The sequence below is a fragment of the Pseudomonas sp. PA1(2017) genome (assembly GCF_001945375.1).
Classification (GTDB): Bacteria; Pseudomonadota; Gammaproteobacteria; order Pseudomonadales; family Pseudomonadaceae; genus Aquipseudomonas.
The window spans coordinates 12,568-32,623 of the sequence record NZ_MSXU01000002.1; the positions used below are offsets into that span (position 1 = coordinate 12,568).

The 20,056-nt window shown below is 64.3% G+C and carries 21 protein-coding genes; 6 read left to right on the forward strand and 15 right to left on the reverse strand.

Going from position 1 to position 20,056, the window contains the following annotated elements:
• Positions 1-29 precede the first annotated feature (29 nt).
• Both BVH01_RS04300 and lipA read left to right on the forward strand, forming a co-directional pair.
• The gene (locus BVH01_RS04300) at positions 30-425 is read left to right on the forward strand and encodes a RidA family protein (protein WP_075929158.1); all 396 of its coding nucleotides are present in this window, start codon (positions 30-32) and stop codon (positions 423-425) included.
• 126 nt (positions 426-551) lie between these two features.
• Positions 552-1,604 carry a lipoyl synthase gene (gene lipA, locus BVH01_RS04305; RefSeq protein ID WP_075929159.1) on the forward strand — a complete coding sequence of 351 codons (1,053 nt, stop codon included), beginning with the start codon at positions 552-554 and terminating at the stop codon, positions 1,602-1,604.
• Positions 1,605-1,680: 76 nt separating this feature from the next.
• On the opposite strand, the gene lipB is transcribed toward lipA, so the two are convergent.
• The 11 genes from lipB to BVH01_RS04360 all read right to left on the reverse strand — a co-directional run bounded on the left by lipB (position 1,681) and on the right by BVH01_RS04360 (position 11,851).
• Complete coding sequence (lipB, locus tag BVH01_RS04310) at positions 1,681-2,304, reverse strand: lipoyl(octanoyl) transferase LipB (protein ID WP_075929160.1); 624 nt, start codon at positions 2,302-2,304, stop codon at positions 1,681-1,683.
• Positions 2,304-2,582 (reverse strand): DUF493 domain-containing protein, encoded by a 279-nt coding sequence (locus tag BVH01_RS04315; protein WP_075929161.1) that lies wholly within the window; start codon positions 2,580-2,582, stop codon positions 2,304-2,306. The genes lipB and BVH01_RS04315 overlap by 1 nt, the downstream gene beginning before the upstream one ends.
• A 67-nt stretch (positions 2,583-2,649) precedes the next feature.
• A complete protein-coding gene (locus BVH01_RS04320) occupies positions 2,650-3,825 on the reverse strand; it encodes a D-alanyl-D-alanine carboxypeptidase family protein (protein WP_075929162.1) in 1,176 nt (391 codons plus the stop codon).
• A gap of 132 nt (positions 3,826-3,957) precedes the next feature.
• Positions 3,958-4,971, reverse strand: coding sequence for a septal ring lytic transglycosylase RlpA family protein (locus BVH01_RS04325; RefSeq protein WP_075929163.1), 1,014 nt, complete (start codon positions 4,969-4,971; stop codon positions 3,958-3,960).
• Positions 4,968-5,981 (reverse strand): lytic murein transglycosylase B, encoded by a 1,014-nt coding sequence (gene mltB / locus BVH01_RS04330; protein ID WP_075929164.1) that lies wholly within the window; start codon positions 5,979-5,981, stop codon positions 4,968-4,970. Before mltB ends, BVH01_RS04325 begins: the two co-directional genes overlap by 4 nt.
• Before the next feature lie 17 nt (positions 5,982-5,998).
• Entirely contained in the window at positions 5,999-7,102 is a 1,104-nt protein-coding gene (rodA, locus tag BVH01_RS04335; RefSeq protein ID WP_177344600.1) for a rod shape-determining protein RodA, read from the reverse strand.
• 44 nt (positions 7,103-7,146) lie between these two features.
• Complete coding sequence (gene mrdA / locus BVH01_RS04340) at positions 7,147-9,051, reverse strand: penicillin-binding protein 2 (protein ID WP_075929166.1); 1,905 nt, start codon at positions 9,049-9,051, stop codon at positions 7,147-7,149.
• 12 nt (positions 9,052-9,063) lie between these two features.
• Positions 9,064-9,531, reverse strand: coding sequence for a 23S rRNA (pseudouridine(1915)-N(3))-methyltransferase RlmH (gene rlmH, locus BVH01_RS04345; protein WP_013792712.1), 468 nt, complete (start codon positions 9,529-9,531; stop codon positions 9,064-9,066).
• A gap of 8 nt (positions 9,532-9,539) precedes the next feature.
• Positions 9,540-9,899 (reverse strand): ribosome silencing factor, encoded by a 360-nt coding sequence (rsfS, locus tag BVH01_RS04350; protein WP_027903646.1) that lies wholly within the window; start codon positions 9,897-9,899, stop codon positions 9,540-9,542.
• 42 nt (positions 9,900-9,941) lie between these two features.
• Positions 9,942-10,586, reverse strand: a complete 645-nt coding sequence (gene nadD, locus BVH01_RS04355; RefSeq protein WP_075929167.1) for a nicotinate-nucleotide adenylyltransferase — start codon at positions 10,584-10,586, stop codon at positions 9,942-9,944.
• Complete coding sequence (locus tag BVH01_RS04360; RefSeq protein ID WP_075929168.1) at positions 10,586-11,851, reverse strand: glutamate-5-semialdehyde dehydrogenase; 1,266 nt, start codon at positions 11,849-11,851, stop codon at positions 10,586-10,588. Before BVH01_RS04360 ends, nadD begins: the two co-directional genes overlap by 1 nt.
• A gap of 244 nt (positions 11,852-12,095) precedes the next feature.
• Between BVH01_RS04360 and BVH01_RS04365 the strand changes: the two genes are divergently transcribed.
• Positions 12,096-13,412 carry a bifunctional DedA family/phosphatase PAP2 family protein gene (locus tag BVH01_RS04365; RefSeq protein ID WP_075929169.1) on the forward strand — a complete coding sequence of 439 codons (1,317 nt, stop codon included), beginning with the start codon at positions 12,096-12,098 and terminating at the stop codon, positions 13,410-13,412.
• On the opposite strand, the gene BVH01_RS04370 is transcribed toward BVH01_RS04365, so the two are convergent.
• From BVH01_RS04370 to BVH01_RS04380, 3 genes are read right to left on the reverse strand one after another with little or no spacing between them, the layout of a single operon-like run.
• Positions 13,406-13,999: an LON peptidase substrate-binding domain-containing protein gene (locus BVH01_RS04370; RefSeq protein WP_075929170.1), complete on the reverse strand. Its 594-nt coding sequence runs from the start codon at positions 13,997-13,999 to the stop codon at positions 13,406-13,408. The genes BVH01_RS04365 and BVH01_RS04370 overlap by 7 nt on opposite strands.
• Positions 14,000-14,007: 8 nt before the next feature.
• The gene (locus tag BVH01_RS04375; RefSeq protein ID WP_075929171.1) at positions 14,008-14,724 is read right to left on the reverse strand and encodes an LrgB family protein; all 717 of its coding nucleotides are present in this window, start codon (positions 14,722-14,724) and stop codon (positions 14,008-14,010) included.
• Positions 14,721-15,083 (reverse strand): CidA/LrgA family protein, encoded by a 363-nt coding sequence (locus BVH01_RS04380; RefSeq protein WP_075929172.1) that lies wholly within the window; start codon positions 15,081-15,083, stop codon positions 14,721-14,723. The genes BVH01_RS04375 and BVH01_RS04380 overlap by 4 nt, the downstream gene beginning before the upstream one ends.
• Before the next feature lie 178 nt (positions 15,084-15,261).
• On the opposite strand from BVH01_RS04380, the gene BVH01_RS04385 reads away from it, so the two are divergent.
• Both BVH01_RS04385 and BVH01_RS04390 read left to right on the forward strand, forming a co-directional pair.
• Complete coding sequence (locus BVH01_RS04385; protein WP_083659424.1) at positions 15,262-16,941, forward strand: C13 family peptidase; 1,680 nt, start codon at positions 15,262-15,264, stop codon at positions 16,939-16,941.
• Positions 16,942-17,143: 202 nt separating this feature from the next.
• A complete protein-coding gene (locus tag BVH01_RS04390; RefSeq protein WP_075929174.1) occupies positions 17,144-17,785 on the forward strand; it encodes an oxidoreductase in 642 nt (213 codons plus the stop codon).
• A gap of 37 nt (positions 17,786-17,822) precedes the next feature.
• Here the strand turns inward: BVH01_RS04390 and BVH01_RS04395 are convergent, their stop codons facing one another.
• On the reverse strand, positions 17,823-19,136 hold the full coding sequence (locus tag BVH01_RS04395; RefSeq protein ID WP_075929175.1) for a CitMHS family transporter: 1,314 nt from the start codon (positions 19,134-19,136) through the stop codon (positions 17,823-17,825).
• Between the two features lie 197 nt (positions 19,137-19,333).
• Here BVH01_RS04395 and BVH01_RS04400 point away from each other — a divergent pair, with 197 nt between their 5' ends.
• Complete coding sequence (locus tag BVH01_RS04400; RefSeq protein ID WP_075929176.1) at positions 19,334-20,020, forward strand: SDR family oxidoreductase; 687 nt, start codon at positions 19,334-19,336, stop codon at positions 20,018-20,020.
• Positions 20,021-20,056: the final 36 nt, after the last annotated feature.

Below are 20,056 nucleotides of genomic sequence, written 5' to 3' on the forward strand. Positions count from 1 at the left end.
GGACGGGCTACAGGCCCAAAGGAGACGACATGACAACGCGCGACGTGGTATTCCCCGCCGGCCGCCAGGCCCTTTACGAACGCAACCGCTACTCGCCGGCAGTGCGCTCCAACGGCTTGCTGTTCGTATCCGGCCAGGTGGGCAGCCGCCCGGACGGCTCGCCCGAGCCGGAGCTCAAAGCTCAGGTTCGCCTGGCCTTCGAAAACCTCAATGCAGTACTCAAGGCCGCCGACTGCAGCTTCGACGACGTGGTCGACGTGACGGTATTCATCGTCAACCCCGAAGAGCGCTTCGAGACCATCTGGGAAGTGGTGCCCGAGTATTGGGGCGAAGCGCCTTTTCCGAATATCACCTGCGTGGGCGTGACCTGGCTGTATGGCTTCCAGTTCGAGATCAAGGTGATCGCCAAGCTGCCGGACGCTTGATCGCCGCCCCAGGCGGCTCCAAAGGGCAGACGGTCGGGCGCTTGCAACCGCGCGCTGTGATACACTGCGCGGCGGCCAAAAGCTGCCCCTCCGCCACCGCAGCCCCTACCGGAGCCGAGATTTTCGATGTCCGATACTGCCCCCCAAAAGCCCATTGCCAGCGGCGAAAAATTCCGCACCGCGCAGGGTATTACCGCCATCAAGGACGGCCAGAAGCGCCGCGCCTCGACCGAAGCCAAGGTGTACGAGCCCAAGCCGAGCTGGTTGCGGGTCAAGGCGCCGGGCGGCAGCCGTTTCGAAGCGGTCAAGCGTAACGTCGGCGAGCATCGCCTGAGCACCGTCTGCCAGGAATCGCACTGCCCGAACATGGGCGAGTGCTGGTCCAACGGTACGGCCACCATCATGCTGATGGGTTCGGTGTGCACCCGTGCATGCCGCTTCTGTGCCGTGGACACCGGCAACCCGAACGGCTGGCTGGACAAGGAAGAGCCGCAGAACACCGCCAAGTCGGTGGAGCTGATGGCCCTGCGCTATATCGTGCTGACCTCGGTGGACCGCGACGACCTGCCCGACGGTGGCGCCGCGCACTACGCGGCCTGCGTCCAGGCGATCAAGGCCAACACGCCGCAGGTGGTGGTAGAAGCCCTGACGCCGGACTTCGACGGCGACCTGGCGTGCATCGAGCGCGTAGTGGATTCGGGCCTCGAGGTATTCGCTCAGAACGTCGAGACCGTCAACCGCCTGACCCGTGAAGTGCGCGACCCTCGCGCCGGCTACCGCAAGACTCTCGACGTGCTGGCCCACGCCAAGCGCCATCGTCCCGACGTGCTCACAAAGACCAGCCTGATGCTCGGCCTGGGCGAGACCGATGACGAAGTGTTCGAAGCCATGGAGGACATGCGCGCCGTGGGCGTGGACATCCTTACCCTCGGCCAGTACCTGCAGCCAACCCGCAACCACCTGCTGGTCAAGCGCTGGGTGAGCCCGGACGAATTCAACCGTTTCCGCGATATCGGCCTGCAGATGGGCTTCATGGAAGTGGCAGCCGGCCCGCTGGTGCGCTCCAGCTACCGCGCCGACAAGGTGTTCGAGAAGAACAACCTGGGCCTGGCTGCACCGGTTCCGGTGCCGGGCCAGCAGGTCGACAACAGCCTGATCCCCGCGCTGAACGTCAACTGAGCACGCTCTGGTTGAGCCTTCGGGCAACCGGACGAACGAAAAGGGACGCCTCGGCGTCCCTTTTCGTTGCTTGCAGTTAGGCGTAGCCCAACCGTTGGCGCAGCACCTGCTCAAGGCGCTTGGCGACTTCATCGAAAGCAGGCGGCGCCGCCACCAGATCCTTCAACTGGGTCATCTTCAAGCCGGCATAGCCGCACGGATTGATGCGCCCGAAGGGCGTCATGTCCATGTCGACATTGAGCGCCAGGCCGTGGAACGAGCAACCACGGCGCACCCGCAAGCCCAGCGAAGCGATCTTGTCGCCCTTGACGTAGACGCCTGGCGCATCGGCCTTGGGCGCTGCCTGCACACCATAGCTGGCCAATACCTCGACCAGCGCCTGCTCCATCACCGTGACCAGTTCACGCACGCCCAGATCGAGGCGACGCAAATCCAGCATCAGGTAGCCAACCAGTTGGCCGGGGCCGTGGAAGGTCACCTGCCCGCCGCGCTCCACCTGCACCACCGGAATGTCACCCGGTGCCAGCAGATGCTCGGGCTTGCCCGCCTGCCCCTGGGTGAACACCTGTGGGTGCTGCAGCAGCCAGATCTCGTCGGGCGTGGCTTCATCGCGCTCGGCGGTCAGCGTGCGCATCGCCTCGAGGGTCGGCAGATAGTCCACCACCCCGAGGTGCCGCACGATCAACTCGGCTGCGGCCACTACAGCACCATGTGCACGCGGCCGGTGGCACGCAGGTCGACGTGGATGGCCTGCAACTGCTCGACGCCAGTGGCGGTGATCAGCACCTGCACGGAGAGAAAGCGGCCCTTGCTGCTGTCGCGCGTGACCAGGGTTCCGGCATCGAGATCCGGAGCGTGGCGCTGGATCACCTCGATCACCATGTCGGTAAAGCCGTCGCCAGCCTCACCGATCACCTTGATCGGGTAGTTCTTGCAGGGAAATTCGATTTTCGGGGCTTGTACGTCGGTGTCGGTCATGATGTTCCTGATCCAAAATGAAACGCCCTCAGTTCGAGGGCGTTCATCACAACATGGGGGCTGGCTGTCAGTTAAACAACCCGTAGAAGAACAACCGGATGCTATCCCACAGCTGGCGGAAGAAACCACCCTCCTCGACGGCTTCCAGGGCGACCAGGTCAGCGCTGTGCACCACTTGGTCACCCATCTTCACTTCCACCTTGCCGATCACGTCACCCTGGGCGATCGGTGCGGTGATCTGCTGGTTGAGGGTCATGCTCGCCTGCAGCTTCTCCAGCTGGCCTTTGGGCAGCGTGAGGGTCAGGTCATGAGCCAGACCGGCCTTGACCTGGGAGACCTGGCCTTTCCATACCGGTGCCTGGGCCAACTCGGTACCCTTTTGGTAGAAGGTACGGGTTTCGAAGAAGCGGAAACCGTATGTCAGCAGCTTTTGGGTTTCCGCAGCACGGGCGCTTTCGCTGTCGGTGCCAAATACCGAGGTGATCATCCGCGCGCCGTCACGTACGGCCGATGCGACCAGGCAGAAGCCCGCTTCGTTGGTGTGGCCGGTCTTCAGGCCATCAACGGTGCGGTCGCGCCACAGCAGCAGGTTGCGGTTGGGCTGCTTGATGTTGTTCCACAGGAACTCTTTTTGCGAATAGATAGCGTAGTGCTCGGCATCTTCGTTGATGATCGCACGGGCCAGGATCGCCATGTCGTGAGCACTGGAATAGTGATCAGGATGGGGCAGACCGGTGGCGTTCATGAAGTGGCTGTTATTCATGCCCAGGCGCTCGGCGGTGGCGTTCATCATGTCGGCGAAAGCGTCTTCACTGCCGGCGATGTGCTCGGCGATGGCGATGCTGGCGTCGTTGCCGGACTGAATGATTACACCATGCAGCAGCTCGTCGACGGTGGCCTGGCTGTTGACCGGCAGGAACATGGTCGAGCCACCCGAGGCAGCGCCACCGGTACGCCAGGCATGCTCGCTGATGGTGACCTTGTCCTGCTCACCGATCTTGCCGTTGCGAATTTCCAGCGTGGCGATGTAGGCGGTCATCAGCTTGGTCAGGCTCGCCGGCGGCAGGCGCTGGTCGGCATTGTTCTCGATCAGGACGTTGCCACTGGCGCCGTCCATCAGCACATAAGACTTGGCGGCCAGTTGCGGCGGAGCCGGCAGCGGCGCTTGGTTGGCCCAGGCGCTGGAGGCGCCGAGCAACGTAAGTGACAGGAAGATGCGTTGCGCGAAGCTGGTGATTTTCATCCGTCTCTCTAGATCGCTGGAGGGTGGAACAGGCCCTCGCGGGCCGATATGAAACGTGGGCGCCGCACCGCGACGACCCACTGCTTAGTCAGGCGGCGAGCCATTTAGTTGCTCACCCATGAGCCGAAGCCCTCAGTCCGCCTTGACCAGGGTTGCTTGCCCTAGGTTAGCGACACGAATGCTGTCACGCACCCGGTCAGCCTCGCCCTGGCTGCTGATCGGTCCCAGCCGCACGCGGTGCAGTATCTGCTGGTTGCGCACCACTGAGTTGATGAATACCGGCGCACTCACCGACTCGCTCAGCTTGGACTTGAGAAGCTCCGCAGCGTCGGGATTGGCGAAGGCTCCCACTTGGAGATACAGGCCAGACGCTGCGGCTGAACCGTTTTTTTTTGAGTCGATCTGCACCGGCACGGTGGCGGCTGCATGCTGCTGCGGGGGCGGCGAATACTGCTCCACCGGCGCGTTGGCCAGCCTCAGCTGCTCCATCTGCGCGGGTTTGACCTTGGCCATCTGCGGCTGCGCCATCACCATCGGCACCGGGCGGCCCTGCTGGGCCCACCACTCGGTGGGATCGATGCCTTCGACGCGCACCTGGGCCGTGCCCTTTTCGGCGTAACCGAGTTTCTTGGCGGCAGCGAAGGACAGGTCGATGATGCGATCGGAATAGAACGGGCCACGGTCGTTGACGCGCAGAATCACGCTCTTGCCGTTTTCCAGGTTGGTTACCCGCACGTAGCTGGGCAGCGGCAGGGTCTTGTGGGCCGCGGTCATGCCATACAGGTCGTAGGCTTCACCGTTGGCGGTGGCCTGGCCATGGAACTTGGTGCCGTACCAGGAAGCCGGACCGGTGGCCACGTAGCGGCGGGCATCGGAGAGCGGATAGTACTGTTTGCCGAACACCACGTAAGGGCTGGCCTTGACCGGGCCGTAGTGCGGCATCGGGATGGCGTCCTGGATCTTCGAGACGTCTACGTCCCACCACGGCGCGCCATCCTTGTGGGGACGGTTGAAATCATCCGGGCCGGACATCGAGCTACTGGCCTGGGTCGGCGACGAACTGGTCGGCGCCCGGCTGGAAGAACAGCTGGCCAGCAGCAGAACAGCGACGCCGCAGGCGGCCAGCTTGAACGGCAAGCGCGTCATTGATTGGCACCTCGGGCCTGAACCAGCAACTCGGACAACTGATTGACCGCCATGGCGTACATCACGCTGCGGTTGTAGCGGGTAATCACGAAGAAGTTGGGCTGGCCCATCCAGTACTCGGGCCCTTCGGCGCCGTCGAGACGGAACGCGGTCACCGGCAGGTCGTCGGCCAGCACGTCATTGCTCGACCAACCCAAGGCACGCAGCTCACCTACGGTTTTCTCGGGATCCAGACCGGCGCTAAGGCCCTGATCGGCCTGTTCGCCCTTGACGCTTGCCAGGCTGGCTACCGGCTGCCCAGGCTGCCAGTTGTGACGCTTGAAGTAGCTGGCCACGCTGCCAATGGCGTCGGTCGGGTCGCTCCAGATGTTGATGTGGCCGTCGCCGTCGAAATCCACGGCGTAGGCGCGGAAGCTGCTCGGCATGAACTGCGGCAGGCCCATGGCGCCGGCATAGGAGCCCTTCAGGCTGGCCGGGTCGACCTGCTCCTCACGGGTCAGCATGAGAAACTCGCGTAGCTCCTTGCGAAAGAACGGCGCGCGCGGCGGATAATCGAAGGCCAGGGTCGACAAGGCATCGATCACCCGGTAGCTGCCGGTGTTGCCACCGTAGGAAGTTTCCACGCCGATGATGGCGACGATGATTTCGGCCGGTACGCCGTATTCCTTTTCGGCACGCGCCAGGGCTTCGGCGTGCTCGTTCCAGAACGCCACGCCTTTGCTGATGCGCGCGTCGGTGATGAAGATCGGCCGGTATTCCTTCCAGGGTTTGACCCGCTCGGCAGGTCGCGAGATGGCATCGAGGATGGCCTGTTTGCGCTCGACTTCGGCGAACAGCGTGCTCAATTGCTCGCTGGCGAAACCGTAGTCACGGGTCATCTCGGTGATGAACTCGCCGACCTGTGGCGAGTTCGCGTACTCCCCGGCGGCCATCGCCTGCGGCGCCCCGAGCAGGCCGGCGACCGCCAGCCATTGTGCATGTCGTGCGGCCCAGCCACGCAGAATCTGCATTGAATTCATAACCCCAATCAAGCCTGAGCGATCCACTTACGGTGCGTGTGGATGGACATCAGGATTCCGAAACTCGACAACAACGTAATCAATGACGTGCCGCCATAACTGATGAACGGCAGCGGCACTCCCACTACCGGCAACAACCCGCTGACCATGCCGATATTGATGAACACATAAACGAAGAAGGTCATGGTCAAACCGCCGGCAAGCAGCTTACCGAACAGCGTCTGCGCTTGCACGGTAATCACCAGACCGCGTGCAATCAACAAAATGTACAAGAGCAGCAACAGACAGACACCAATCAGGCCGAATTCTTCGGCCAGAACGGCAATGATAAAGTCCGTGTGGCTTTCCGGCAAAAAGTCCAGGTGCGACTGGGTGCCGAGCAGCCAGCCCTTGCCGAACACGCCGCCCGAGCCGATTGCCGCCTTGGACTGGATGATGTTCCAGCCAGCGCCCAGCGGATCGCTTTCCGGGTTGATGAAAGTAAGCACCCGGCGCTTCTGGTAGTCGTGCATGACGAAGAACCACATGGCCACGGCAATCGGTGCGACCGCCGCCACGGCGCCGGCGATCCAGCGCCACTGCAGGCCGGCCATGAACAGCACGAAGGCGCCGGAGGCAAGGATCAGCAGCGAGGTGCCCAGGTCTGGCTGGAGGAGGATCAATACGAACGGCGTGACCACCAGGCCCAGGCTCACCGACACGTGCTTGAGGCTCGGCGGCAGGGTGCGCTTGGACAGATACCAGGCCATGGTCGCCGGCATCAGGATTTTCATGAATTCCGACGGCTGGAAGCGGATCACGCCGGGAATGTTGATCCAGCGCGTGGCCCCCATGGCGTTGTGGCCCATGACGTCAACCACCACCAGCAACCCGACGCCGCACAGATAGCCCAGCGGCACCCAGCGGGCCATGAAGCGCGGCTCGAACTGGGCGATGACCACCATCGCCACCAGGCCGATGCCGAAGGAGCTGGCCTGTTTCATCAGCAGGTCGACATTCTTGCCGCTGGCCGAGTAGAGAACGAACAGGCTACCGGTGGCGAGCAGCAGCAACAACAGCAGCAGGATGCCGTCGATGTGCAGACGCTGCAGCAGGCTGGAGCGGCGGCGCAGAACGTCGTCACTGGACAGCGTGCGGTCGAAGCTGCCGGTCAGGCTCATGGTTGCTTCACCTCTGCATTGAGCGGCGCAGCGGCGCCGGGCTTGGCATATTCGGCCTTGAGCTGGCCGTTCTCGTCGAGCAGCCAGGCATCCATCACCTGCTTGACCACCGGTGCCCCAACAGCACCGCCAGCCTCTCCGTTTTCGACCATCACCGCGACCACGATCTGCGGGTTTTCCGCCGGCGCGAAACCGACGAACAGGGCATGGTCACGGTGGCGTTCCTGCACCTTGTTGCGGTCATATTTCTCACCCTGCTTGATCGCCACGACCTGGGCCGTGCCGCTCTTGCCGGCGATCCGATAGGCGGCAGTATCGCCAACCTTGCGCGCCGTCCCCCGAGGACCGTGCATTACCGATTCCATGCCCTGGCGCGCGTAATCCCAGTACCTGGGGTCGCGCAGTACGATATCCGGGATCGGATTAGGATCGTGGGGCAGGCTGCCGTCGATGGTCCGCGCCAAGTGTGGGCGAACCCACTTGCCCCGGGTCGCCACCAGCGCGGTGGCCTGGGCGAGCTGCAGGGGAGTCACCTGCATATAGCCCTGCCCGATGCCGAGAATCAGCGTTTCGCCGGGGTACCACGGCTGCCGGTAGCGGGCGCGTTTCCAGTCCCGCGACGGCATCAGGCCGGCGGTTTCCTCGAACATGTCCAGGGACACGCGCTGGCCAATGCCGAAACGGGTCATGTAGTCGTGCAGGCGATCGATGCCCATCTTGTGGGCAAGATCGTAGAAGTAGGTGTCGTTGGAGCGCATGATCGCGGTGTTCAGATCTACCCAGCCGTCGCCGGTGCGGTTCCAGTTACGGTACTTGTGGCTGTTGTTGGGCAGTTGATAGAAGCCGGGGTCGAACACCCGCGAGGTGGGCGTCACCACCCCGGCATCCAGGCCGGCAACCGCCACCATCGGTTTGATGGTCGAGCCCGGCGGATACAGGCCGCGCAGCACGCGGTTGTAGAGCGGCCGGTCGATGGAGTCGCGCAGCTCGGCGTAGGCCTTGAAGCCGATACCGGTCACGAAGGGGTTGGGGTCGAAGCTCGGCTGGCTGACCATTGCCAATACCTCGCCAGTCTGCGGCTGGAGCGCCACTACCGCGCCGCGTCGCCCGCCCAGGGCATTCTCGGCGACTTCCTGCAGGTGCACGTCGAGGGTCAGTACCACGTCACGGCCGGGCAATGGGTCGGTGCGGTTGAGCACTCGCAGGACGCGGCCACGGGCATTGGTCTCGACCTCTTCGTAACCGACCTTGCCGTGCAATTCATCTTCGTAGAACCGTTCGATACCAGTCTTGCCGATATGGTGGGTACCGCTGTACTCCACCGGATCGAGCTCTTTGAGTTCCTTCTCGTTGATGCGCCCCACGTAGCCGACCGAATGGGCGAAGTGCTCGCGCTGCGGATAGTGCCGCACCAGTTGCGCGACCACCTCGACGCCGGGCAGGCGGAACTGGTTCACCGCCAGCCGGGCGATCTGCTCCTCGCTCAACTCAAACAGCACCGGCACTGGCTCGAACGGCCGGCGCCCCTGTTTCACGCGGCGCTCAAACAGTTCGCGATCATCGGGCGTGAGCTCCAGCACCTCGACGATCACATCCAGCACCTGCTCCCAGTCGCCGGCGCGTTCGCGGGTCAGGGTGAGGCTGAAGCTGGGGCGGTTGTCGGCGATGATCACCCCGTTGCGGTCGTAGATCAGGCCGCGGTTGGGCGGAATCGGCTGCACGTGAATGCGGTTGTTTTCCGCCAGGGTGGAGTGGTATTCGTACTGGATCACCTGCAGGTAATACATGCGGGCGATCAGTATCAGGGTCAGCATCAGGAATACCGAGCCACCGACCAGCGCGCGCTTGCGAATCAGGCGCGCGTCCTTCTCGTGATCTTTTAGACGGATCGGCTGGGGCATCGGGACCGCTGACTACTTGTGATAAGGGTGACCGGACAACACCGTCCAGGCACGATAGATCTGTTCGCCGACCAGTATCCGTACCAGCGGGTGTGGCAAGGTCAGCGGTGACAGCGACCAGCGCTGCTCGCTGCGGGCCATCACTTCCGGCGCCAGGCCCTCAGGGCCGCCGACCATCAGGTTGACCGTGCGCGAGTCCAGCCGCCACTTGTCCAGCTCGACCGCCAATTGCTCGGTGCTCCAGGGTCGCCCTTCGACTTCCAGGGTGACGATGCGTTCCCCAGGCTGCACCTTCGCCAGCATGGCTTCGCCTTCCTGACGGATCATCCGCGCCACGTCGGCATTCTTGCCACGCGTGGTCAGGGGAATCTCCACCAGTTCCAGGGACAGCTCTGAAGGCATACGCTTGGCATATTCCTGCCAGCCATCCTCGACCCAGCGCGGCATGCGCGAGCCGACCGCGATCAGTTTGATGCGCACGGGAAGCCTTACTCGCGCTCGCCGCCCTGCTGGGCACGGCTCTGCTCGGCGCCCTGCCACAGACGCTCCAGGTCGTAGAACTGGCGGGTGGTCGGCAGCATCACGTGAACGACGATGTCGCCCAGGTCGAGCAGGGCCCACTCGCCGCTGTCCAGGCCTTCGCTGCCAATCGGGCGCACGCCCTGTTCCTTGGTCTTTTCCAGCACGTTGTCGACCAGCGACTTGACGTGACGGCTGGAGGTACCGCTGGCGATCACCATGTAGTCGGTGATGCTGGTCTTCTCACGCACGTCGATGGTGGTGATGTCCTGGGCCTTGATTTCTTCCAGTGCTGCGATGGCCACTTTGACCAGGTCTTCACTGTGCATGGTTTTGTCCGTCATAACGTGCTCGTTTGCCTCGTGTTCGATTCACCCACGGTACAGTCCATGGGCGTTGATATAAGCCAGAACCGCATCGGGCACCAGAAAGCGCACCGAGCGGCCGTTCGCCAGTAGCGAACGAATCTGGGTGGCAGACACCGCCAGGGGCGTCTGCCAGATGAAAGAAATCTGCCCTGCCGGGCCTCTCAGCGCCAGCGGGTCTGCCACGTTGCGCGCGGCTACCAGGTCGCGCAGCGGCTCGCTCGCCTCGCTGTCAGCATCCGGGCGCTGCAGTACCAGAATGTGGCAGTGCTGCAGCAGCTCGGTCCAACGGTGCCAGGCTGGCAAACCGCAAAAGGCATCCCAGCCCAGAATCAGAAACAACTGGTCGTCCGCAGCCAGCTCAGCACGCAGCGACTCCAGGGTATCGATGCTGTACGACGGCTTGTCGCGTTTGAGCTCGCGATCATCCACCTGCAGCGGCGAGAGCCCTGCCACCGCCTGCTCGACCATCGACAGGCGATCCTGCGCCCCGACCTGCGGGGTTTCACGGTGTGGCGGCCGCGCACTGGGGATCAGCCGCAACTCGTCCAGTGCCATGAACTCGGCCACCTCCAGCGCACCGCGCAAGTGGCCGATATGCACCGGGTCGAACGTACCGCCGAGCAGCCCGATGCGCCTGGGATCGGCCATCAGGTGCGCACGTGCCCGTCGCCGAATACAACGTATTTCTCGCTGGTCAGCCCTTCCAGGCCGACCGGGCCGCGGGCATGCAGCTTGTCGGTGGAAATGCCGATCTCGGCGCCCAGCCCGTACTCGAAGCCATCGGCGAAGCGCGTCGAAGCATTGACCATCACCGAGCTGGAATCCACTTCGGTGAGGAAGCGCCGCGCATCGCTGAAGTTCTCGGTGATGATCGCGTCGGTGTGCTGCGAGCCGTAGGTGTTGATGTGCTCGATGGCGGCGTCCAGCGAGTCGACCACACGGATCGCCAGGATCGGCGCGTTGTACTCGGCGTACCAGTCGTCTTCGCTGGCCTCCAGCACGTCATCACCGAGCAGCGCGCGCGTCTGCGCGTCGCCGCGCAGCTCGACGCCCTTGTCGCGGTAGATGGCGGCCAGTGGCGGCAGCACGCGGGCGGCGATATCGGCGTGCACCAGCAGGGTTTCCATGGCATTGCATGGCGAGTACCGCTGGGTTTTCGAGTTGTCGCAAACGCGGATGGCCTTGTCGAAATCGGCGGCGATATCCACGTAAACATGGCAAACACCGTCGAGATGCTTGATCACCGGCACCTTGGCGTCGCGGCTGATGCGCTCGATCAGCCCCTTGCCGCCCCGCGGCACGATGACGTCGACGAATTCGGGCATTGTGATCAGCGCACCCACGGCCGCGCGATCGGTGGTTTCCACCACTTGCACCGCACTGGCTGGCAGGCCGGCCTCGGCCAAGCCGGCCTGGATGCAACGGGCGATGGCCTGATTGGAATGAATCGCTTCCGAGCCGCCGCGCAGGATGGTGGCGTTGCCGGACTTCAGGCACAGGCTGGCGGCATCGATGGTCACGTTTGGCCGCGACTCGTAGATGATGCCGATCACGCCCAGCGGTACGCGCATCTTGCCGACCTGGATGCCGGACGGCAGATAGCGCATGCCCTGGATCTCGCCGATCGGGTCCGGCAGCGTGGCGACCTGACGCAGGCCTTCGATCATGCTGTCGATGACCTTCGGGGTCAGCGCCAGGCGGTCGACCATGGCCGGCTCCAGCCCGTTGGCGCGGGCAGCGGCAACGTCCAGCTCATTGGCGGCAGCCAGCTCGCCACGCGCGGCATCGAGGGCGGCGGCGGCGGCCTGCAGGGCCTGGTTCTTCTGCGCGGTGCTGGCCCGCGCGAGTACGCGCGAAGCCTGGCGGGCAGCGCGGCCCAGGCGGGTCATGTAGTCAAGCACGGACTCGGTCATGGCAACTCAGGTCGGCAGTTGGAAAAAGTTGCTGATTATAGCGGTCATGCCGCCCCGCGCACAGCGGTGCCTGGCAGATGGTCATCAAAGGCTTGTAACCGAGCGTTCGAACGCCCTTTCAATCACCTGGCGCGTTGCTATGATCCACCGCTGTCGCCGCCTGGCCGCGTTCGCCCGCCAAAGGAACCGCTTTTCAGCTGGGCAGGTCGAAGCCTCGATTTCTCCTCTATGAAGGTGTCCATCCATGGGCCAATGGCTCGATAGTCTGACTACCTGGCTGGCGGCCAACCCGCAATGGCTGGGCCTGGCGATCTTCGTGATCGCCTGCATCGAATGCCTGGCCATCGCCGGCATCATCGTTCCCGGCACCGTGCTGCTGTTCGCCGTCGGCGTGATGGCCGGCAACGGCGCCCTGAGCCTGTGGGAAACCCTGGCGCTGGCCTACTTCGGCGGCCTGCTCGGCGATGCCATCTCCTACGCCCTGGGGCGCTACTTCCACCAGGACATCCGCCGCTTGCCGGGTTTGCGCAGCCACCCGCAGTGGCTGAGCGGCGCGGAAACCTATTTCGAACGCTATGGCGTCGCCAGCCTGCTGCTGGGCCGCTACATCGGCCCGCTGCGCCCGATGCTGCCGATGGTCGCCGGCATGCTGAGCATGCCGCTCGGCCGCTTCATCGCCGTCAGCATGCTGGCCGCCGCCGGCTGGTCGGTCGCCTACCTGCTGCCGGGATGGGCCGCAGGCGCTGCCTTGCGCCTGCCGCTACCGGAGGGTTTCTGGCCACAGGCCGCGGTGGTGGCAGGTGGCCTTGCCTTGTTGCTGGTGCTGACGGTTCAGAGCAGCCTTCGCGAACAGCGCCAGGCCAGCGTGATCGCCGCAGGGCTGGGCACCATCCTGCTGGTCGCCCTGTTCATCGGCTGGCCACATCTGATCGCCCTCGACCAGGGCCTGATGACGCTGATCCAGGAACAACGCAATCCGCGCTTCGACCACATCGCCGTGATGATCACCCACTTCGGCGACTTCGACGTGCAATTGGCGGTCGCCGCGCTGCTGTGCATCCTGCTGCTGATCACCCGCAAATGGCAGGCGCTGCTGTTCGCCGGCGGTGCCATGCTCAGCACTGCGCTGGCCAACGGCATGCTCAAGAACTTCTTCGAGCGGGCGCGCCCCGAGGTTCTGCTCGAGCCGCTGCATACCTACAGTTTTCCCAGCGGGCACAGTTCGGCGGCCTTTGCATTCTTCCTTACAGTTGCCATCCTCGCCGGTCGCGGCCAACCGGCCCGCCTGCGCCTGACCTGGATCTTGCTGGCCTGCCTGCCGGCGCTGTTCATCGCCTTGTCGCGGGTCTACCTGGGTGTGCACTGGCCGAGCGACATCATCGCCGGCGCCCTGCTGGCCAGCAGCCTGTGCGCGCTGAGCCTGGCGCTGATGCAGCGCTTCGCCTCGCTACCACCGCTGCCGGCCAGGGTCTGGTGGATGATCGTGCCGGGCTGCGCGTTGCTGCTGACGAGCATGGCGCTGCTGCGTATGTCCGAAGGCGTGGAAATCTATCGCTATTGAGCAGCGCCGTCGCCCTGCAGCTCTTCCACCCAGGCCTGGAGCATCTCCAGGCGCTGGGTGGCATCGGGCTCGGCGAGCAAGGCGACTTTCTGCTCGGCACTGAACGGCAATAGATAGCCGAGCTTGTCGGCCAGCTCGGCCTGGCTGTCGGCGCCGCCGCCCATGTCCAGGCTGGCGACCATCGGATGCTCGGCCAGGGCGCCGAGCAGCGCCAGCAAGTCAGCCTGGTCTTCGCCCAGCGGCAGTTCGGGCTGCTCGTCCAGCCACTCGACCTGAGCCAGGGTCAGCTTGTCCGGCAGCACCTGGGCCTGCTTGACCCGAAAGCGCCGCCCGCCCTGCACACGAATGCCCAGCAGACCGTTGGGGCGCTGCTGAAAATCGGTGATTCGCGCTTCGCAGCCGATCTGCGCGACGCGCTCGGCGGCCTCACCGACCTCGGCGCCTTCGACGATGCACACCACGCCAAAGCCTTCACCCTGTTTCATGCAGCGGCTGATCATGTCCAGATAGCGCGCCTCGAATATCTGCAGATCCAGCGTGCAGCCGGGAAACAGGACGGTGTGCAGCGGAAACAGAGGTAAGGTCATTGCAACTCTCAATTCAGGAAGACGATGGCGAGCGGCAGCAGGATCGCCGTGAACACACCCATCAGGCTCATGGCCAGCGCGGCGAAGGCGCCGCACTCCTCACTCTCCTGCATGGCCCGGGAGGTGCCGACCGCATGGGCGGTCATGCCTAGCGCCATGCCCATGGCGGCATGATTGCGCACACCACACAGGCGCAGCAACGACGGCCCGATGATTGCGCCCAGCACCCCGGTGATCATCACGAACACCGCCGCCAGCGCCGCCAGGCCGCCGATCTGGCTGGCCACCAGCATGGCGATCGGCGAGGTGACGGACTTGGGCGCCATGCTCATCAGCATGTTGTGCTCGGCGCCCAACATCCAGGCCAGGGCGACGCCGAGCACGGTGGCGACCACGCCCGCAACCAGCAGGGTGAGCACCGTGGGCCAGAACACCTGGCGGATGCGCCGCAGGTTGAGATACAGCGGCACCGCCAGCGCGACGGTGGCGGGACCGAGGAAAATGGTCAGCGCATCGGCGCTGATCTTGTATTCGGCAAAGGTCAGGCCGCACAGCAGCAGGATGGCGATCACCAGCATGGTGGACACCAGCACCGCCTGCAGAAATACCAGGCGAGTCTTCTCGTAAACGGCAATCGCCAACTGATAGGCGCCCAGGGTGACGCCCGCGCCGAACAGCGGGTGATGGGTGACGGCCATCCAGGCGCCGTGCCAGTCGAGCATCATGGCAGCTCCCGACGGCGCGCCTGGCGCTCGATCAGCTTCTGCATCATCCAGCCGGCGAACACCAGGGACAGGATCAGCGACAGCACCAGCGCGCCGATCACCGCCCAGAAGTCGGCAGCGATGGCCTCGGCATAAGCCATCACCCCCACCGCTGGCGGCACCAGCAGCAGCGGCAGGTACTTGAGCAAGCCGCTGGCCGCCTGCTGGATCGGTTCGTCGACCTGGCCCCGACAAAGCAGGAACACCACCAAAAGCAGCATGCCGAGAATCGGCCCCGGCAGCATCGGCAGAAACAGCGCATTGATCGCCGTGCCGAGCAATTGACACAGCACCAGCCAGAACAGGCCACGAAGCAGCATGATTATTCCCCGCAAACTCGACGAGCGCGGCCCGTCAACAAGGCGGCATTATAGGCCGCGAATGCAGGCCGCTTAACAGGGGCAGATCCCGCTCCAGCAGCCTGATCAGCATGGCTGCGCGTCGCCAGGCGGTTTGCGGCATACTGCCGGCAACGCTTATCCGACAGGGATGTACTGCATGTTTCGCCTCGCGCCTTTGGCCCTGACCCTCGCCCTCACGGCCTGCGGCCCGAGCACTCAACTGCTTCCTCCCGACGCAATCCTGCCCGACGGTTCGCGCTACCACGGCGAGGTGATCGAAGGCCTGCTGCAGGGCGAAGGCCGCCTGGACTATCCCGATGGCAGCCGTTATGTCGGCCATTTCGTCGATGGCCAACGCCAAGGCGCCGGGGAGTGGCAGAGCGCCGACGGCGAGCATTACGTCGGTGAATTCGCCGCCGGCCGTTACGATGGCCAGGGCACGCTGAGCAAAGCCGATGGCAGCCGCTACAGCGGCGGCTTCCGCCAGGGCCGGTTCAGCGGCGAAGGCGTGCTGGAGGAAGCCGGGCAAACCTACCGCGGGCAGTTCCACGCAGGCCGCTTCCACGGCTTCGGCATTCTCGAACAGGCTGACGGCAGCCGCTTCCAGGGGCTCTTCACCAAGGGTTTGCCAGACGGTCAGGGCCTGCGCGAGGACGAACTCGGCAACCAGCTTTCCGGGCACTTCGCTGGCGGCCAGCTCAAGGGTGCCGGCAGCTACCGCGGCAGTGACGGCGACAGCTACGACGGCGAATTCAAGGACAGCCTGTTCCACGGCAAGGGCCGCTATCAGAACGCGGCCGGCGATGTCTGGAGCGGTACCTTTACAGAAGGCGCGCTCAACGGTAAGGGCGAATACCGCGGCACCGATGGCAGCCGCTATACGGGGCAATTTCGCGACTGGCGCTACCAGGGCGAAGGCCATCTGCAGCAAGCCGACGGCGGCCGCTACGACGGTCAGTTTGCCAATGGCCAGTTCAATGGCCAGGGCACGCTGGTCGGTGTTGACGGTACCCGGCAGCAAGGCACCTGGCGCCGCGGCCTTCGGGTACGCGACGAAAACGGCCTGGCGTTGCCTGATCCGCTGGAAATCGGCCTGCTGAAACAAGGCGATTTGCTCGACCAGGCCATTGCCGCACTGCCGACCTCGACGCCACGTGGCGAACTCTATGCCCTGACCCTGGCCGGAGACGGCAAGCAGAGCGTGTTCCTGCGCGAAGCCGATTACGTGGCGGACCTGCTGGCCGAGCGCTTCGCAGCCCACGGCCGCATCACCCTGGCCAACCATCGTGACCACCTGGCCGATCGTCCCCTGGCGACCCGCGAGAACTTGCGCCGCGCGGTACAGGCCGTTGCCGAACGCACGGGGCCGGAAGACCTGGTGTTCATCTACCTGACCAGCCACGGCTCGCGCACTCACGAGCTGAACCTGGACCAGCCGCGCCTGCAGCTCGCCGACCTGCCCGCCGACGAACTGGCCAGCCTGCTCGAACCGCTGGCCGAGCGCGACAAGGTGGTGGTGATCTCCGCCTGCTATTCCGGCGGTTTCATTGCTGCTCTGAAAAACGAAAAGACCCTGCTGATGACCGCCGCGCGCGCCGACCGGGTGTCATTCGGCTGCTCCGAGGAGGCCGACTTCACCTACTTCGGTCGCGCCCTGTTCGCCGAAGCGCTGCAACAGACCGACGACTTGCAAGAGGCTTTCGAGCTGGCCCGCGCTGCAGTAGCCGAGCGCGAGCAGGCCGATGGCTTCGAGCCGTCCGAACCGCAGATCTGGGCGCCTGCCGCAGTGCTCCAGCACTGGGATGCGCTGCGCCAGGCACACAGCGAAGCGCCTTGAACGATAAATCGGCGATTGCCCTCTAAACTCCATCACAGGCTGCTGAAAAACGTAGGCGAGGCAGCCAGTGCAAGGCAAAAACAGCCGAAAAAGCGCAGTCTACATGCTGTAAATGAGCATTTTGAGGCTGTTTTTAACGCAGCGATGGCAACGCAGGTAGTTTTTCAACGGCCTGATAATGAATAGCAGTCGAGGATCGACAATGTATTTGACTCCCCAGCACATTCTTCTGGCAGGCGCTTCGGGCATGACCGGTGAACACCTGCTGGATCGCCTGCTCAACGAACCCACCGTCGAGCGCGTGCTGGCCCCGAGTCGCAAGCCGCTGGCCGAACATCCTCATCTGGAAAATCCGGTCGGCGAGTTGCTCGATCTGCTGCCCGTGCTCGACGGCCCGGTACACACCGCCTTCTGCTGCCTGGGCAGCACCATCAAGCAGGCCGGTTCCCAGGACGCCTTTCGCGCCGTCGATCACGACCTGGTGCTGGCCTTCGCCGCCCGCGCCCGGGAACTGGGCGCCCGCCATCTGCTGGTAGTCAGCGCCATCGGTGCCGATCCGGGCTCGTCGGTGTTCTACAACCGCACCAAGGGGCAGACCGAAGAGGCACTCAAGGCTCAGGGTTGGCCACAACTGACCATCGCCCGCCCTTCCCTGCTGCTCGGCCCGCGCAACGAGTTCCGCCTCGGCGAGCGGCTGGCCGCGCCCTTTTTGCGCTGGCTGCCGGGCAAGCATCGCGCCATCGAGGTGACCGCCCTGGCCCGTGCGCTATGGCGCCTGGCGCTGGAAGACGGCGAAGGGTTGCGCATCGTCGAGTCCGACGAGCTGCGCCGACTGGGACGCTGATAACGAAAAGGCGCCGTACTCACGGCGCCTTTTCGGTTCAGAACAGCCCAAGTAGCGCCGCAACGCCGAGCATCAGCAGCGAAAACAGCCACATCCACCAGAATGAATAACGGATGTGCTGGCCCATCTGCAGACGGGCCAGGCCCAGCGCCAGCCACAGGGCCGGCGAGAACGGGCTGATGAAGGTGCCGATGATGTTGCCGATCATCAGCGCGTAGACCACGCCGGCAGCCTCCACGCCGTGGCTTTCGACCACCTCCAGCACCACCGGCAGCAGGCCGAAGTAGTACGCATCGGTGCTCAGCAGGAACTCCATCGGCAGACCGAAGAAGCCCAGAATGATGTGCAGCTGGCCGACCATCGGTTCGGGCAGCACCTTGACGAGATCCTGGGCGATGGAGGTGAGCATGCCGGTGCCTGAGAGAATGCCGAGCATCGAGCCGGCGGCCAGGATGATCATGCCCATGCTCAGCGCTGCCGGCGAATGCACTGCCAGACGTTTCATCTGCAACTTGCCGTCCGGGTAGTTGATCAACATGGCCAGGCTCAGGCCGATCATGAACACATAGCCCGCTGGCAGGATGCCGGTGAACAGCGAGACCAGCACCGCCAGGAACAGGCTGGCATTGATCCACATGCGCCCGGGCCGTTCGAGCGCCCGCTCCTCATCGCTGAGCTCACCCGGGTTGCCGATATGATCGCTCTCGCCATCCTCGATCACGGTGCCACCGGTGCGCGCGATGCGGCGCTGCTCACGCCAGCCCAGCAAGGCCGCCATCGCCACCAGCAGCACCACGCCGACACCCTGCACAGCGATCAGCGGTCGCCAAAGTTCGGTGACCTCGATGCCCGTCACCGCCGCCGAACGGCCGAGCGGGCCGGCCCAGGGCACCATGTTGAGAATGCCGGCGCCGATGGCCAGCAGCATCAACATCAGGTACGGGCTCATGCGCAATTGCTTGTAGAGCGGCAGCAGGGCCGGGATGGTCAGCAGAAAGGTGGTCGCACCGGCGCCGTCCAGGTGGGCGAGCATACCGATGATCGCGGTAGCCACTGCCACGGCGATCACGTTGCCGCGGGTCAGCCGCACCATGAAGCCGATGATCGGCCGGAACAAGCCGGTGTCCTGCATCACGCCGAAAAAGGTGATGGCGAAGATGAACATGGTGGCGATGCTGATGACCCGGCCGACCCCATCGTTGAAGAACACCGAGATTTCCGCCGGGCCGAAACCGGCGCAGAAGGCGCCCAGCAGCGGCACCATGATCAGGGGCAATACGGGCGACATGCGCCCGCTGAGCAACAGGGCCACCAGGCAAACGATGGTCAACAGGCCAATCAGGGTCAACAAACCGATTTCTCCTCTTTTTCTTGTTCAGTCGCCACTCGCACGACAGGAGGCGCGGACTCTAGAAAGCCAACCTTTCACGAACCTTTATGATCGGCGTCGCTAAGCCCATGATTTGTCAGTGAATATGTAGTAATCCGAGGTAACAGTTGCGCGCCCTTGCTAAGCTGATGGGCCTTGCCAATTAGCGGAGCTTCGTCATGCCTTCGAACAAAACTGCCTTGATCATCGGCGCCTCGCGCGGCATCGGCCTGGGCTTGGTACGCCAGCTGCACGCCGATGGCTGGCAGGTGACCGCCACCGTGCGCAGCCCGGCGCGTGCCACCGAACTGCAGGCATTGAGCGGTGTGCAGATCGAATCACTGGATATCGATGACGGCGCTGCGCTGGATGCTCTGGTGCAACGCCTGCAGGGCCAGGTCTTCGACCTGCTGTTCGTCAACGCTGGCGTTCTGGGCCCCAGTCACCAGTCGGCTGCACAGGCCACAGCCGAGGAGCTCGGCCAACTGTTCATGACAAACGTCACGGCGCCGATCCGCCTGGCCACGCGCCTGGTCGGCCAACTGCGCCCGCAGACCGGCGTGCTGGCGTTCATGAGCTCGGGGCTGGGTAGCGTGGCCAACCCGGAGGGCAACAACCTGGCGCTGTACAAGGCCAGCAAGGCAGCGCTGAACTCGCTGACCAACAGCTTCGTCTGCGAATTGCCGGAGCCGCGCCCGACCGTACTGTCGATGCATCCGGGCTGGGTGAAGACCGACATGGGCGGCGAGAACGCCATGGTCGAAGTCGCCGACAGTTGCCGCGGTCTGATCGCCCAGGTCGAGCGCTTCGCCGGCCAGGGCGGCCATCACTTCGTCGACTACCAGGGCCAGAAGATCGCCTGGTAAGCGCTTTGAGTTGATGGGCGGGGCGCCCATCCTTCG

Excerpts from the sequence above, each read along its gene's own strand:
- BVH01_RS04300 (WP_075929158.1), top strand. The coding sequence starts at position 30 with ATGACAACGCGCGACGTGGTATTCCCCGCCGGCCGCCAGGCCCTTTAC.
- lipA (WP_075929159.1), top strand. The coding sequence starts at position 552 with ATGTCCGATACTGCCCCCCAAAAGCCCATTGCCAGCGGCGAAAAATTC.
- BVH01_RS04315 (WP_075929161.1), bottom strand. The coding sequence starts at position 2,582 with ATGACCGACACCGACGTACAAGCCCCGAAAATCGAATTTCCCTGCAAG.
- BVH01_RS04320 (WP_075929162.1), bottom strand. The coding sequence starts at position 3,825 with ATGAAAATCACCAGCTTCGCGCAACGCATCTTCCTGTCACTTACGTTG.
- BVH01_RS04325 (WP_075929163.1), bottom strand. The coding sequence starts at position 4,971 with ATGACGCGCTTGCCGTTCAAGCTGGCCGCCTGCGGCGTCGCTGTTCTG.
- mltB (WP_075929164.1), bottom strand. The coding sequence starts at position 5,981 with ATGCAGATTCTGCGTGGCTGGGCCGCACGACATGCACAATGGCTGGCG.
- mrdA (WP_075929166.1), bottom strand. The coding sequence starts at position 9,051 with ATGCCCCAGCCGATCCGTCTAAAAGATCACGAGAAGGACGCGCGCCTG.
- rsfS (WP_027903646.1), bottom strand. The coding sequence starts at position 9,899 with ATGCACAGTGAAGACCTGGTCAAAGTGGCCATCGCAGCACTGGAAGAA.
- nadD (WP_075929167.1), bottom strand. The coding sequence starts at position 10,586 with ATGGCCGATCCCAGGCGCATCGGGCTGCTCGGCGGTACGTTCGACCCG.
- BVH01_RS04360 (WP_075929168.1), bottom strand. The coding sequence starts at position 11,851 with ATGACCGAGTCCGTGCTTGACTACATGACCCGCCTGGGCCGCGCTGCC.
- BVH01_RS04365 (WP_075929169.1), top strand. The coding sequence starts at position 12,096 with ATGGGCCAATGGCTCGATAGTCTGACTACCTGGCTGGCGGCCAACCCG.
- BVH01_RS04370 (WP_075929170.1), bottom strand. The coding sequence starts at position 13,999 with ATGACCTTACCTCTGTTTCCGCTGCACACCGTCCTGTTTCCCGGCTGC.
- BVH01_RS04375 (WP_075929171.1), bottom strand. The coding sequence starts at position 14,724 with ATGATGCTCGACTGGCACGGCGCCTGGATGGCCGTCACCCATCACCCG.
- BVH01_RS04380 (WP_075929172.1), bottom strand. The coding sequence starts at position 15,083 with ATGCTGCTTCGTGGCCTGTTCTGGCTGGTGCTGTGTCAATTGCTCGGC.
- BVH01_RS04385 (WP_083659424.1), top strand. The coding sequence starts at position 15,262 with ATGTTTCGCCTCGCGCCTTTGGCCCTGACCCTCGCCCTCACGGCCTGC.
- BVH01_RS04390 (WP_075929174.1), top strand. The coding sequence starts at position 17,144 with ATGTATTTGACTCCCCAGCACATTCTTCTGGCAGGCGCTTCGGGCATG.
- BVH01_RS04400 (WP_075929176.1), top strand. The coding sequence starts at position 19,334 with ATGCCTTCGAACAAAACTGCCTTGATCATCGGCGCCTCGCGCGGCATC.